At 64.6% G+C, this 13,466-nt stretch carries 12 protein-coding genes; 2 read left to right on the top strand and 10 right to left on the bottom strand.

Annotated features, from left to right (window positions below):
- Window positions 1-2 precede the first annotated feature (2 nt).
- The 10 genes from KP003_RS14900 to KP003_RS14855 all read right to left on the bottom strand — a co-directional run bounded on the left by KP003_RS14900 (window position 3) and on the right by KP003_RS14855 (window position 10,941).
- Complete coding sequence (locus KP003_RS14900; protein WP_217300707.1) at window positions 3-539, bottom strand: histidine kinase; 537 nt, start codon at window positions 537-539, stop codon at window positions 3-5.
- Window positions 540-598: 59 nt separating this feature from the next.
- A complete protein-coding gene (locus KP003_RS14895; protein ID WP_239027549.1) occupies window positions 599-1,510 on the bottom strand; it encodes a CheR family methyltransferase in 912 nt (303 codons plus the stop codon).
- Entirely contained in the window at window positions 1,495-3,237 is a 1,743-nt protein-coding gene (locus tag KP003_RS14890; protein WP_217299839.1) for a methyl-accepting chemotaxis protein, read from the bottom strand. Before KP003_RS14890 ends, KP003_RS14895 begins: the two co-directional genes overlap by 16 nt.
- Window positions 3,234-3,758 carry a chemotaxis protein CheW gene (locus KP003_RS14885; protein ID WP_217299838.1) on the bottom strand — a complete coding sequence of 175 codons (525 nt, stop codon included), beginning with the start codon at window positions 3,756-3,758 and terminating at the stop codon, window positions 3,234-3,236. Before KP003_RS14885 ends, KP003_RS14890 begins: the two co-directional genes overlap by 4 nt.
- Window positions 3,759-3,782: 24 nt before the next feature.
- Window positions 3,783-5,831 carry a chemotaxis protein CheW gene (locus tag KP003_RS14880; RefSeq protein ID WP_217299837.1) on the bottom strand — a complete coding sequence of 683 codons (2,049 nt, stop codon included), beginning with the start codon at window positions 5,829-5,831 and terminating at the stop codon, window positions 3,783-3,785.
- A 32-nt stretch (window positions 5,832-5,863) separates the two neighbouring features.
- Window positions 5,864-6,121, bottom strand: coding sequence for an STAS domain-containing protein (locus tag KP003_RS14875; RefSeq protein WP_216789048.1), 258 nt, complete (start codon window positions 6,119-6,121; stop codon window positions 5,864-5,866).
- A gap of 304 nt (window positions 6,122-6,425) precedes the next feature.
- Window positions 6,426-7,925 (bottom strand): hypothetical protein, encoded by a 1,500-nt coding sequence (locus KP003_RS14870; RefSeq protein ID WP_217299836.1) that lies wholly within the window; start codon window positions 7,923-7,925, stop codon window positions 6,426-6,428.
- Between the two features lie 263 nt (window positions 7,926-8,188).
- On the bottom strand, window positions 8,189-9,100 hold the full coding sequence (locus tag KP003_RS14865) for a type II secretion system F family protein (protein ID WP_217299835.1): 912 nt from the start codon (window positions 9,098-9,100) through the stop codon (window positions 8,189-8,191).
- 8 nt (window positions 9,101-9,108) lie between these two features.
- Window positions 9,109-10,071 (bottom strand): type II secretion system F family protein, encoded by a 963-nt coding sequence (locus KP003_RS14860; protein ID WP_216499586.1) that lies wholly within the window; start codon window positions 10,069-10,071, stop codon window positions 9,109-9,111.
- 9 nt (window positions 10,072-10,080) lie between these two features.
- A complete protein-coding gene (locus KP003_RS14855) occupies window positions 10,081-10,941 on the bottom strand; it encodes a TadA family conjugal transfer-associated ATPase (RefSeq protein ID WP_302467698.1) in 861 nt (286 codons plus the stop codon).
- Between KP003_RS14855 and KP003_RS14850 the strand changes: the two genes are divergently transcribed.
- Window positions 10,895-11,830, top strand: coding sequence for an asparagine synthase-related protein (locus tag KP003_RS14850; RefSeq protein ID WP_302467697.1), 936 nt, complete (start codon window positions 10,895-10,897; stop codon window positions 11,828-11,830). The two genes, KP003_RS14855 and KP003_RS14850, sit on opposite strands and share 47 nt — an antisense overlap.
- An 11-nt stretch (window positions 11,831-11,841) precedes the next feature.
- The gene (locus tag KP003_RS14845) at window positions 11,842-13,386 is read left to right on the top strand and encodes a class I adenylate-forming enzyme family protein (RefSeq protein ID WP_217299834.1); all 1,545 of its coding nucleotides are present in this window, start codon (window positions 11,842-11,844) and stop codon (window positions 13,384-13,386) included.
- The last annotated feature ends 80 nt before the right edge of the window (window positions 13,387-13,466 follow it).

The following is a 13,466-nucleotide window of genomic DNA, read 5'->3' as shown; positions in this document are numbered from 1 at the left end:
TTTCAGTGTCTTCCTGCGCGCAGGGCGCGCATCCTCTTCACGAGGGCGCGGCCGGTTTTGGGAAAGAACATCACCTTCCTGGGGCAGCACTCCCCCAGGTCTGAGGCGATGATCGGGATCCCGTGTTTCTTCAGGTAATCGACTGCGAAGGCGGCGTTGTGGCCGCCGATGTCGGTGCTGCTGTCCATGACCCGCCCCGCGCCGAAGATCTTCGCGGCCAGCCGCTTGCGGTCGGCACCCAGGAGTTCCAGTTGCTGCAGCAGGCGCCGCATGGCGCAGGAGCCATAGCGGGCGCAGCTTTTGGAGTTGAGGTCGCAGACGCCGGTACAGAACTCAGTCCCCCCCTCGCCCGCCAGCTCGGGCAGCATGAAGTGGTTCATGCCGCCGATGCCGAGCTCGATGTCGTAGAGGCAGACCGCGACGCAGGAGCCGAGCAGGGTGGCGATGGCTACGTCCTCGCCGGTAGCGAAGAATTCCCCCGCCACGATCTTCACCGCGACCGTTTCGAACTCGGGGTCGTAGTAGCTGGGTCTCCCCAGCCCTTCCCGGTCCGGCGGCTCCGTCTTCGCCCTTCCCGGCTTCCCTTTCTGCGGCACTGTCAGCTCCTCAAGGCGTAGGTGGTGTTGCCGCAGACGCGGAACAGCTCCTGGGCGTGATGCAGGCTCTCCGAGTGTCCCACGAATAAAAGCCCGTCCGGGTGCAAGACCCGGGAGATCCGCTCCAATACGGCGAGCTGCGTGGGCCTGTCGAAATAGATCATGACGTTGCGGCAGAAGACGAAGTCGAATTTCCCCCGCATGGGCCACTGCGCATCCAGCAGGTTCAGCCTCCTGAAGGTCACCGCGCGGCGCAGCTCCTCCTTCACCCGAATGAACCCCTCGTTGCTCCCTTCCCCCCTGAGGAAGAAGCGTTTCCGGTACGGTTCCGGGATCTTGGGCAGCTGGTCCACCGGGTAGACCCCCTCGCTCCCCCTGCTCAGCACGTTGGTGTCGATGTCGGTGGCCAGTATGCTCAGGCCGGAGCCCGCCGGCAGCGCATCCAGGGCCGTCATCGCTATGGAGTAGGGCTCCTCGCCGCTGGAGGAGGCGCAGCTCCAGATGCTCACCTGCTTCCGGTCCCGGTGCTGGCGCAGGCGCTCGGCAAGAAGCCGGAAGTGGTGCGGCTCCCGGAAGAAGGAGGTCATGTTGGTGGTCAGGGCGTTGATGAAGGCTTCCACCTCCTGGAGGTCGCCGCTTTCAACGAGGTCCAGGTACTGCGAGAAGCTTTCCATCCCCCTGGCCCGCAGCCGGCGCGCCAGCCGGCTGTAGACCATGTCCATCTTGCCGGGGGCAAGGGAGATCCCCGCGTTGCGGTAGATGAAGCCGCGCACCCGGGCGAAGTCGTCCTCGGTGAAGCGGTACTGGAAGTTGCCCCATCCCTGGTCGGCAGCGCCGGGAGGCGCGGCGCCTCCCCCCCCCGTCAGGGGGCGCGCCGGCTCCGTGCGCGCACCGGTTCTCAGAACTCCTTCCAATCATCGTCCAGCTCGGCGGCCTCGGAGGACCGGGAGGGACGTTGTTCCTGCGCTTTTGCTCCTGCCGCCACCGATACGGGTTTCGCCTTCTTCTCCGGGGCCTTGGGCCTTGCCGCGGCGTGGGTCAGCCTGCGCTTCTCGGCCGCGGGGGGGGATGACGTCTTTTGCCCCTGCTCCAGGGTGAAGCGCGCCACCACCGCTACCAGCTGCTGGGCCTGCTCTTCGAGCGATTCCGCGGCGGCGGCCGCCTCCTCGACGAGGGCCGCGTTCTGCTGGGTCACGTCGTCCATCTGGGTGATGGCCGTGTTCACCTGCTCGATGCCGCTGGACTGCTCCAGCGATGCCGCGGATATCTCCGCCATGATGTCGGTCACCCTCTTGATGCTGGTGACGATGTCCTGAGTGGTGCGCCCGGCCTCCTCTACCAGCCTGCTGCCGTCCTGCACCTTGGCGACCGAGTCCTCGATGAGGGCCTTGATCTCCTTGGCCGCTGCCGCGCTTCTCTGCGCGAGACTCCTGACCTCGGCTGCGACCACGGCGAAACCTCTCCCCTGCTCGCCGGCGCGCGCCGCCTCCACCGCGGCGTTCAGGGCCAGGATGTTGGTCTGGAAGGCGATGCCGTCGATCACGCCGATGATGTCCGAGATCTTCTTGGAGCTGTCGGTGATGCTCTCCATGGTGCGCACCACCCGGTTGATCACGTCGCCACCCTTGACCGCCACGCCGCTGGCGTTGATGGCGAGCTGGTTCGCGGCCTGGGCGTTGTCGGCGTTTTGCTTCACGGTGGAGGTGAGCTCCTCCATGCTGGAGGCGGTTTCCTCCAGGGCGCTCGCCTGCTCCTCGGTACGCTGGGAGAGGTCGGCGTTCCCCGCCGCGATTTCCTCGGTTGCCGTGGCGATCGATTCGGCCCCGTTTCTCACGTCGCCCACGATGTGCGCGAGCCCGTCGTTCATCTCCTTGAGCGAGGCGAGGAGCTCGCCGGTCTCGTCCTTGCTGTCCACGGTGATATGGGCGGTGAGATCGCCCGAGGCGATGCGCTTGGACGCGCCGATGGCCTGGTCGAGAGCCTCCTTGATCCTGCGCGCCACGAACCAGGCGAAGAGGAAGATGACAACGGCAAGGAGCGCGGTGCCGCCGATGATCTGCCACTTCATCTTGTTCATCTCGGCGGTCACGTTGTCGACGTAGATACCGCTACCCACGATCCAGCCCCACTCCTTCATCAGCATGACGTAGGAGATCTTCGGCACCGGTACCGTGGAGCCGGGCTTGGCCCACATGTAGTCGACCACCCCTTCGCCCTTCTCCTTGCAGATGTTGACGAACTCGACGTAGAGCCTTTTGCCGTTGGGATCCTTGTTTTCGTACTGGGTCTTCCCCACCAGCTCCGGCTTGATCGGGTGCATGAGCACCTTGGTGTCGAGGTCGTTGACCCAGAAGTACTCGTTGCCATGGTACCTCATCTCGGAGATCTGCTTCAGGGCGTCGGCCTGCGCCTGCTGAAGGGTTTTCCTCCCCTCCTTCACCGCGTTCTGATTCGCGGTCAGGACGTCGTAGGCCACGTCGACCACCGCCTTGGTGGCCTGGATCTTCTCGTCCATGAGCTTGTTCTGCACGAAGGGGAGCACGTAGAACATCACGCCGAGCGCCATCATGACGATGGTGGCTACCGAGATGCTCAGGATCTTGGTCAGGATCTTCCAGTCTTTGAATCGGGAAATTTTCATTGGTTCACCGCCCCTTTCTGAGTGTCTTCCACGGTACTTTCGACGATCTGCAGCTCGTCGCTACCGATCAGCTTTTCTATGTCCACCAGGATCAGCATCTCGTCGTTCAACGTCCCAAGTCCGGTGATGTAGCGGGTGTCCAGCGACGCCCCCAACTCGGGAGGGGGCTTGATGCTCTGCGCGGGGAGCGCCACCACGTCGGAGACGCCGTCCACCACGATCCCCACCACCTTGTTCAGCACGTTGATGATGATCACCACGGTGAACTCGTGGTAGGTCGCCTCGCCCACGTTGAACTTGATGCGCAGGTCGATGATGGGGACGATCACCCCGCGCAGGTTGATGACCCCCTTGATGAAGGGGGGAGTGTTGGCGATGCGCGTGACGCAGTCGTACCCCCTGATCTCCTGCACCTTCAGGATGTCGATGCCGTAGCTTTCGCTTCCCAGGGTGAAGGTGAGGTACTCCGAAGCCGCCTCCGCCGCCAGTTGTTGCACCGCGTTGCCCTGTGCCGTCTGCATGATGGTGTTGCCTCCTTTCCGCTGCTACAACCTCTTGTGCATGGTAAAAAGTTCGGGGATGTCGAGGATGAGCGCCACGCGGCCGTCCCCCAGGATCGTGGCCCCCGCGCTCCCTTCGACCCTTCGGTAGTTGGTTTCGATACTCTTCACTACGACCTGCTGCTCGTCCAAGAGGGCGTCGACCATGATGGCCCCCCTTTCTCCGTCGGCATCCACCAGCACCAGGATGCCCCGCTGCGGCTCGGTCACCTCCGCCTCCAGGTTGAAGATCCGGTGCAGTTTGAGTATGGGGAGGTATTCCCCCCGCACCTGGACCACCTCCCTCCCGTTCACGCTCTTCAACTGCTCCGCGGTGGGCTGCAGCGACTCGAGCACCACGTTGAGGGGGATGATGAACTTTTCCGCCCCGACTGCGACCGAGAGCCCCTCCAGGATGGCCAGGGTGAGCGGGAGGCTGATGGTGAAGCGCGCCCCCCGTCCCGCCTCCGAGGCGATCTGCACCCGGCCGCCGATCGCCTGGACGTTCTTGAGGACAACGTCCATCCCCACCCCGCGGCCGGAGAGGTCGGTCACCTCGCTCGCGGTGGAGAACCCCGGCGCGAAGATGAGCTGCCAGACTTCCTCGTCGCTCATGCTTTCGGAGCAGGGGATGCCGCACTCCACGGCCTTGGCGAGGATCTTGCCCCGGTTCAGCCCGGCGCCGTCGTCGGTCACGTCCACCACGATCCTTCCGCCCACCTGGGAAGCGGAAAGCTGCAGCGTGCCGACCGGGTTCTTGTCGCAGGAAACGCGCCGTTCCGGGCTTTCCAGCCCGTGGTCCAGCGCGTTGCGCACAAGGTGCCCCAACGGGTCGGCGATCCTCTCGATCAGCCCCCGGTCCAGTTCCGTGCTCTCGCCGACTGTCTTCAGTTCGACCTGCTTGCCGAGTTTGGCCGCCAGCTCGCGCACCAGGCGCGGGAAACGATTGAACACGATGCTGATCGGCACCAGGCGGATCGACATCACGCTTGCCTGCAGGTCGCGGGTGTTGCGCTCCAGTTGGGTGAGCCCCCGCTGCAGCGCCTGGTGCAGGACGGGATCGAGTCCCGCCACGATCTGGCTCAGCATAGCCTGGGTGATCAGGAGTTCCCCGACCTCGTTTACCAGCTGGTCCACCTTGGTGACGTTGACCCTGATGGAGGACTCGGCCTCGCCTCCGCGCCTGCCGAAGGCCCCCGGGGCGGCCTCGCTGCCGTCATAGGCGCGTCTGCCGGCGGGAGCGAGCAGCGTCTCCTCTGGGGCCGGCTCTTCAGCCGGGCCGCGCCGGTCCACGGGTTCCTCCTCGATGGTGAGCTGCTCCTCGTCCGCCACGAACATGAACACGTCGAGGACCTGCTCCCGGCTCGCCCGGGTGAGCAGCGTGAACTCCCAGCAGGTGATGCAGCGCTCCGGGTCCAGCTCGGGCAGGTCGGGGAGTTCCATGAGCCGCGCGCTGCAGGCAAACTCTCCCGGTTCGGCCAGTTCGGTGAGTTCGGAGATGATGCTCTCCATCCGGATCCCCCTCGCGAAGATCTCGGGGTCGGGGGTGAAGGCGAGCCGGCAGCGGCGCGGCAGCAGCTCTTCCTCGTGCGGGGCAGGGGAGCCCTGTTCCGGCTCCACCGGCGGCTCCAGGGCCGGGGCCCCCGCTTCGATGGCCTGCTGCAGTTTGGCCCGCACCCGGTCGATCGCCTCCTGGTCCACCGCCTTTCCCTCGCGGTGCCAGGCAAGCTGCATGGCGATGGCGTCTCCTGCTTCCAGAAAGAGGTCGATCATGGCGGGGACGAACGGGGTCTCGCGGTTTCTCAGCCGGTCCAGAAGCGACTCCATGACGTGGGTCACCACGGTCATGTCCTGGAAACCGAAGATCCCGGCTCCACCCTTGATGGAATGGGCGGCGCGGAAGATCGCGTTCATCTCTTCGTGGTCCGGTTCCCGGTCTCCGAGCGAGATCAGGATCTGCTCCATCTCGGCCAGGTTCTCGGCGCATTCCTCGAAGAAGACCTCGTTGAAGCGGTTGAGGTCCACGCTGCTTTTTTCCCCTGTGGGAGTTGTCATGCCAGTTCCTTTGCTGTTGGCCGCCGCCCGGTTCACCGCTCGGGCGGCAGCGCCAGAAGATCCCGGAAGCCGAGGGCGTGGATCCGTTCCGTGACTCCGGCGGGCGCTGGGGCGAGGACGGGGGTGGCGCCGCGGCGTTTCAGGCTTTCCATGAAAAGCGCGAGCAATTGGCAGCCGCAGGCATCGATGTCGCTTACCCCGGAAAGATCGATGGTCGCCTGCTGGCACTTCTCCGTCACCCCGTCGAGACGCTCCACGAGCAACTGGTGCAACTCCTGCGCGCGCTCCACGATCAGGGGGCCTTCCAGTGTGATGTTTATATTATTAACAAAAACTTTTTTACCCACTTTGTTTTGACCTTTCAAGGGGTTTTGTTTGTTGCAAAATGTCATAGTGAAAATAAACAACCGTTGTTATATGGATAGTGAGCGTATCGGCAAGGATGGCGTCTACTTTAGTTGTTTTGCATGGTGCTAGGTATTTCCTTACGTCCTTTTTCTTTACCGAAAGGGAGGGGAAACGTGGGGGTGGCCTCGATGGCTCTGGCCGACGGGGGGAGGGGGGCGCACGGGCAGGGAGCGGCTAGTGGGACGGCTAGTGGGGGGCGGGTTTTTTCTCGAAGACCGTGGCAACCTCGTCCGCGTAGATCAGTTGCCATTCGCCTCTTTGCTGCAGGAATCTGGCGAACCTGGAATCTGTCTCGAAGATGATCCAGCTGATGCCGTAACGCTCCAGCACCCGGTCCCATCCAGGCCGGAAATCGATCACCTCGTTGTACTCCTTGAGCCGCTGCGCTCCGTACATGTCCAGCCTCCCGTCGATGAAGACCCGGCAGGCCGGATAGCCGCGGTAGATGAGGTAGTCCCCGAACTCGTCGCTGTTGAACACCTTACCCTTGATCCCCTTGCGCAACACGAACTCGCAGGCGTCCACCGGCATCAGCCGGCGGTCGAAGGAATGGCGGAAGAGCCCTCCGGCAGTTGCTGCGGTAACCACAGCCACGGCAGCTGCTCCCCATACGGGCAGGGCGCGGCGCTCCAGGCGGGCGAGACGGGTGGAGAGCCCCTTTAAGAAGCGCACCCACCTGCCGCCACCTTCCTGACCCAACTCCCCGAGCCGGGCTGCCAGCGCCGGAGCGGTGGCCAGGTTGAACAAAGGGATGTAGCGCGCCGAGGTGAGGGCCATGTAACCGAACCCCAGGACCAGCAGCAGCTCCGTCGGCTCGGTCTTTTTTCGTGACAGCGCGAAGAGGGCGATCAGGAGCAGCAGCATGCAGTTGAAGGGGAGCCAGCCGTGGATGGAGGGGGGGAGAAACTCGGCGACGTGCTCCATGAGGTAACGGTCCGAGACCAGCCTGAGCGGGAACAGCAGCAGGCGCCAGCCGTATGGGTTGAGTAGCGCCGCGGCCAGGCACCCCAAAAATGCGGCACCAAGCTCCCCGGTCTTCCTCCGCGCGGCGCGCCGCGTCTCAGGTGTGCCGCCGGCCATCCCAGCCGCCGTTCCGGCCAGGTAGGCCGCAAGCAGCAGGAGTCCCGCGGCGAAGCCGCCGTGCAGGTTGGCCCACAGCAGCATAAGGGGAGGCAGCAGCCACAGCGACCTGCCCCCCCTCCTACGCCAGGCCTCCAGCAGGTAGTGAAAGACAACCAGCAACAAGAAGGTGAAGAGGTGCGGCCGCGCCAGCCAGTGCAGCTTTGAGCAGATGAGGGTGGCCAGCGTGACCGCCGTCGCCGGGAGAACCCCCGCGTGGTAGCTCATGAGGGCCCTGAACAGCAGCCGGAAGGTTGCCGCCAGCAGCAGCGCATACAGCGCGACCACCCCGCTCATCCCGCATGCCTGGTGCAGCAGCGCCATGATGACCTCCGCGAGCCATTCGTGCGCCGTCCAGGGAAGTGGCGGGGCGTGTTGCGAGAACATGTCGAAAAGGGGGACGGCCCTGGCCCTGAGGATCTCTTCCCCGGCGCGGATGTGGTAGCCGGTGTCCCCATCGAGCAGCAGCTGTGACGGGGTGGTGAAGAACAGCGTGCAGAGCACCGTCGCCAGGAGCAGATCGGCGATCGAGGGAACCAGGCACTGTGTCAGGTGGCGATTGTTCATCCAGGTCGGGTACCGGCCGGCACATCAGGCCCAAAGGGCGTATCGATCGCGTTTGCTGCGACCGTCGCTGGGGAAAAGGGTTCGGGAGAGGCCCTCGCCGGCGTACCGCATGCCGGCAAGGGGTGTGCGTCTACTTCCTGGCTCTTGCATAGCTCAGTGCCAGTTGTACGGAAATTACCAGCAGGATGAACGTGTTGAAGTCGACTTTCATGGGATCACCTCCTTGGACGCGAATTTCCTCCGTGGTGCTGCCCTGACTGCCACTACTTGAACACCCTTGCGATCTGGACCACCGCCGGGCCCAGTACCACCACCAGCAGGGCCGGGAAGATGGCGAAGACGAGCGGGAAGATGAGCTTCACGGTGGTCTTGGCGGCGGCCTCCTCGGCGGCTTGCCTCCGTTTTGTTCTCAAGTCGTCGGAGAAGGAGCGCAGGGCCTGGCTCAGGCTGGTCCCGAACCGCTCGGTCTGTGAGAGCGTGGCGGTGAAGGATCTCATGTCGTCTACCATGGTTCGTTCCGCCATATCCTTGAGCGCCTCGACTCGCGACTTGCCGGCCCTGGTTTCCATGGTTACCTGGCGGATCTCCTGGGCCAGCGGGTTCTCTTCGAACTGCGGGGCATCCGAGGCGCGCAGCAGGGCGGCATCCATGCTGAGGCCGGCCTCCACGCAGAGGGTAACCAGGTCCAGCACGTCGGGCAGGGTGTGGAAGATCACCAACTGGCGGTTCCTGACCTTTACGGAGAGCCAGTAGCTGGGCAAGAGGTAGCCGATGATGGCGCAGGCCAATAAGACAGCGATGCCGGCGCTGTCGAAGTAGGCATGCCTGGGTGCCGCTATGAAGAGGAGGTAGGGGAGCGGCAGCAGTACGGCTAAGAGGAGCTTGCTCCCGAGAAAGACATGCACGCTGTCGCGGTGGAACCCCGCCGCCACCAGCGCCTTTTTGTAGCGGGAGTGTTCCTGCTTCGGGAGTTTCACCCGCTCGCCGATGCGCCGCAGTTTGTAGGCCCAGGTGCCGGACTCCACTTCCGGCATGAGGTGCAGAGGCTTGTCCGTCGGGAAGAAAGCGGCCAGGCGCTGCGCCACCGGGCTCCTTTTCGACAGCAGAAACCGGGACAGGGCCACCGACAGCAACAGCACCGAGCAGAATACCGTGAAGGCGATCAGGTAGAGCATGGCGTACCTCAGATCTGGATTCTGATGATCTTCCTGATGATGACCAAGCCGACCAACTGCAGCAGCGTGGCGAAGGCGAGGATGTAAAGCCCCAGCGGTTCCTTGAGCAGTTCCTTCTCGTATTCCGGGCTGAGCAAGGTGAAGCTTACGAACGCCACCAGCGGCAGCGCCCCCAGCACGTAGCCCGAGAGCCTCCCCTGGGCCGTGTAGACCCGTACCTGCCTGCGGATCTTCAGTCTTTCCTTGATGGTGACCGCCAGCTTGTCCAGAAGTTCCGAGAGGTTCCCCCCGATGTCGGAGTTGATGGCCACCACGGTGGTGAAGAACCTGAGGTCCATGCTCTCGATCCGCTGGTTCATGGTGGCCAGGGCGTCGACCAGCCTAAGCCCGAGTTGTTGCTGTTCATACGCGATCCTAAAGAGCGTCCCCGTCGGCTCCGGCACCTCCTCCCCCACCAGTTGGATGGCGGTGGTCAACGATTGGCCGGCCCTGAGGGATCGGGCGATCATGCCCAGCGCGTCCGGGAAAAGCTCGGTGAACCTGGCGATCCTGCGCGAGGTCTTCACCCTGATCACGACCTCGGCGGACAGCAGCGGCACGGCGGCGGCGGGCAAGGCCGCAGGCAAAGACCCCGTCTCCAGAGCCGTCACGGCGGCAAGGAGCACCGCCGCGGACACGACCGCTGTTGCCAGCAGGGCGGGGGGGATGTCGATGCCGGCCTGCTCCAGCCTTCTTCCCATCTGGCGCGCTTGCGGCAGACGGGTCATGAGCTCTCCCGCCTGGCGCGCCTTCCTGGCCAGGGCCTCGCGCAATTCGGGCTGGATCTCCCCGGTGGTCCCGCGCGCCATCTGCTGCAGCCTCCTTCTGAGTTGCGTCCTGGCGGAGGCGTTGCGCTGCAGGATGTACAGGGAGATGGCGCTGCTGGCGCAGAGGGTGGTGAGAAAGACCAGTGCCACGATAGGAACAAGCATGGTCGGCTCCTAGTCCCGGAACATCATCTCGGGAAGTTGGTGTCCGAACAGTCTGAAACGCTCGGCGAAAAGGGGCCTCACGCCGGTGGCGCGGAATTCACCCAAGACCCGCCCCTCCGGGTCGATCCCCCTCTGATGGAACACCATGACGTCGTGCATCATGATGGTGCCCCCCTCCATGCCGGTGATCTCCGAGAGCTTGGTCACCTTGCGGGTGCCGTCGGAGAACCTGACCAACTGCAGCACGATGTTCAGTGCCGATGCCATCTGCTCCTTCACTGCCCGTTCCGGAAGGTCCAGGCCGGACATGAGCACCATGGTTTCCAGGCGGGAAAGGGCGTCTCGGGTGGTGTTGGCGTGGACCGTGGAAAGGGAGCCGTCGTGGCCGGTGTTCATCGCCTGCAAAAGGTCCAGGGCTTCGGCGCCGCGCACCTCGCCGATGATGATGCGGTCCGGCCTCATCCTGAGCGCGTTGCGCAGAAGCTCGCGGGAGGTCACCTCGCCCCTTCCCTCCAGGTTTGGGGGCCTGGTTTCCAGGCGGACCACGTGTTCCTGTTTCAGGTGCAGTTCCGCCGAATCCTCTATGGTGACCAGCCGTTCATCGGCGGGGATGAAGGCGGAAAGGACATTCAGGAGGGTGGTCTTGCCGGTCCCGGTTCCGCCGGAGATCAGGATGTTCAGCCTGGTCTGCACCGCACCCTCCAGCAACTCCGCCATCCGTTCATCCAGCGTCTCCAACTGGATCAGTTCCCGCATGGTCAGGGGATCGCGGCCGAAGCGCCGGATGGAAAGGACGGGGCCGTCCAGCGCGAGAGGAGGGATGATGGCGTTGACGCGCGAGCCATCGGGAAGCCTGGCGTCGACGTACAAAGAGGCGAAGGTGAGGGATTACTGGGGGAGACGCCCCGACTCCCCGCGGCGGCCGCGGCTTTTGGAGCGGCTCTACCCCTACATCTTCAACAATCCCTCGCGCGGCAGTTCCTTTTTACAGGAGTTTTTCGCCGTTTCCCCCGGGCAACTGCAGGATCCCTTCTTCTCCCATGCGGTGCGCTGGGGGGGAGGGATGCGCAACCTCGCCTTCCTGTCCCCCGAATACCGCAGCTGCCTCTCCGGCTACGACCCGCGCGAGGAACTGGCCCGCTGGCTGCCGGAGAGCTTCGCCGGCCGGGATCTCTTGTGCCGGGCGCAGGTGCTGGAGATCGAGCTCTTCCTGGCCGGTTTTCTCCTCTCCTCGCAGGGGGACCGGGTCGCCATGGCGCACTCGGTGGAGATGCGCCACCCCTTCCTGGACTACCGGGTGATCGACTTCGCCTTCCGGCTTCCGCCCCACTGGAAGATGAGGGGGCTGCAGGAGAAGTATTTACTGCGCAGGGCCTGCCGTAACTTGCTGCCGCAGCGGATAGCCAGCAGGGCGAAACACCCCTACCGGGCGCCGGTGAGCGCACTCTTTTCCGCGGCATCCCCTGCCGACTATGTCGACGACCTGTTGTCGGGGGAGAGTCTGAAGGCCAGTGGGTACTTCGATCCCGACAAGGTGGCACGTCTTTACCAGCGGGTGCGTGAGACCCCGCCGGGTACGCTCGGGGAGTTCGCCAACATGGCCCTGATGGGGGTCATCTCCACCGAAATCCTGCACCGGCAGTTCCTGGCATCCGCCTCCTACCAGGGGGCGCGGAGACTGACCCCGGACCTGGTGCGGTACGGTGCGGAGAGGAAGATGGAGGAGCGGGAGTGGCGCTACTGCACCGACCGCCCCTGACGGGAGAGACCATGGAATTGCAGGGTGTGCATAGCTTTCTCGAATCGAGCGCCGCCGCGCGGCCGGACAAGGTAGCCCTGGTCCATGAGGGCGAGCGGGTCAGCTATCGGCTGTTGAACCGGGCCGCGAGCCGCCTGGCCGCCTTCCTGGTGCAGCGGGGAGTGCTCCCGGGAGACCGGGTCGTGATCCTGTTGAGTAACGGCGTGAAGTACGTGGCGAGCTATTACGGCGTCCTGAAGGGGGGAGCGGTCGCGGTGCCGCTGAACGTGGAGACCGGGCAGGAGACGCTGAGCCGCCTGCTCGAGGAGTTGCAACCGGTGGGGATCATCCTGGAGCAGGGGGGCGGCTTCCTGTTGCAGCAACTCCCCCTGGCGCCCCCCTCGGTCCGCTTCGTGCTGGCGGCCGACGCCTCTTTCCCGGTGTGCGAACCGCGCCTGGTCTGGGGGTGGGACGAGGCCCTCGGGGGGGAGGAGCTTCCCGCCGGGACCCGCGCCGTTTCCGCAGAGTCCCTCGCCAGCATCATCTACACCTCGGGGTCCACGGGGCAGCCGAAGGGAGTGATGCTTTCCCACCGCAACATCGTGAGTAATACCCGCTCCATCGTGGAGTACCTGCACCTCACCGAGAGCGACATCCAGATGGTGGTGCTCCCGTTTTTCTACGTCATGGGAAAATCGCTGCTCAACACCCACATTGCCGTCGGGGGGACGGTGGTGATCAACAACAACTTCGCCTACACCGCGTCGGTGATCAGGCAGATGGCCGAAGAGGGGGTGACCGGTTTTTCCGGCGTCCCATCGACCTACGCCTACCTGTTGCACCGCTCACCGCTGGCGTCCTTCCGGGACCGGCTCCCGAGCTTGCGCTACTGCACCCAGGCCGGCGGGCACATGCCGCGCGAGATCAAGGAGCGGCTGCTGCAGGTACTCCCCCCGCACACCAGGCTTTTCATCATGTACGGCGCCACCGAGGCGGCGGCACGGCTGACCTACGTTGAGCCGGAAAGGCTTCCGGAAAAGCTCGCATCCATAGGAAAGGCAATCCCGGGCGTGACGGTACGGGTGCTGAACCCCCAGGGGGAGGAACTCGCCCAGGGGGAATGCGGCGAGCTGGTGGCGTCGGGGCCCAACATCATGCTCAGCTACTGGAACGATCCCGAGGCGACCGCCCGGGTGCTGGACCGCAACGGCTACCACACCGGCGACCTTGGTTACCGCGATGCCGACGGCTACCTGTACGTCACGGGAAGGAAGGACCACCTGCTCAAGGTGGGGGGGCACCGGATCGACCCGCAGGAGGTCGAGGAGGTGCTCATGTCCAGCGGCTTCCTGCTGGAGGTGGTGGTGCTCGGCCTGGACGACCCGCTGTTGGGCAAGAAGCTGGTGGCACTGGCGGTTCCCCTGGGAAGCGATCCCAGCGACCGGACCCTGCTCTCCTTTTGCCACGCCCGGCTTCCCAGGCATAAGGTCCCTGGGGAGGTACGGCTGGTCGCGGCACTCCCAAAATACCCAAGCGGCAAGATCGACCGCGCCTCCTGCCTGAGCCTGTGCTCCTGAGGCGGCCTGCCGCGGACCGCAGTCGCTAAAACGTCAATCCATGCCGCACGCCACCCGGTGCGTGGTCATGAAAGAAGGTG

Origin of the sequence: Geomonas diazotrophica (genome assembly GCF_019063885.1) — a bacterium.
In the GTDB taxonomy this organism is placed as follows: domain Bacteria; phylum Desulfobacterota; class Desulfuromonadia; order Geobacterales; family Geobacteraceae; genus Geomonas; species Geomonas diazotrophica.
This window is presented reverse-complemented; position numbering and strand designations above follow the sequence as displayed.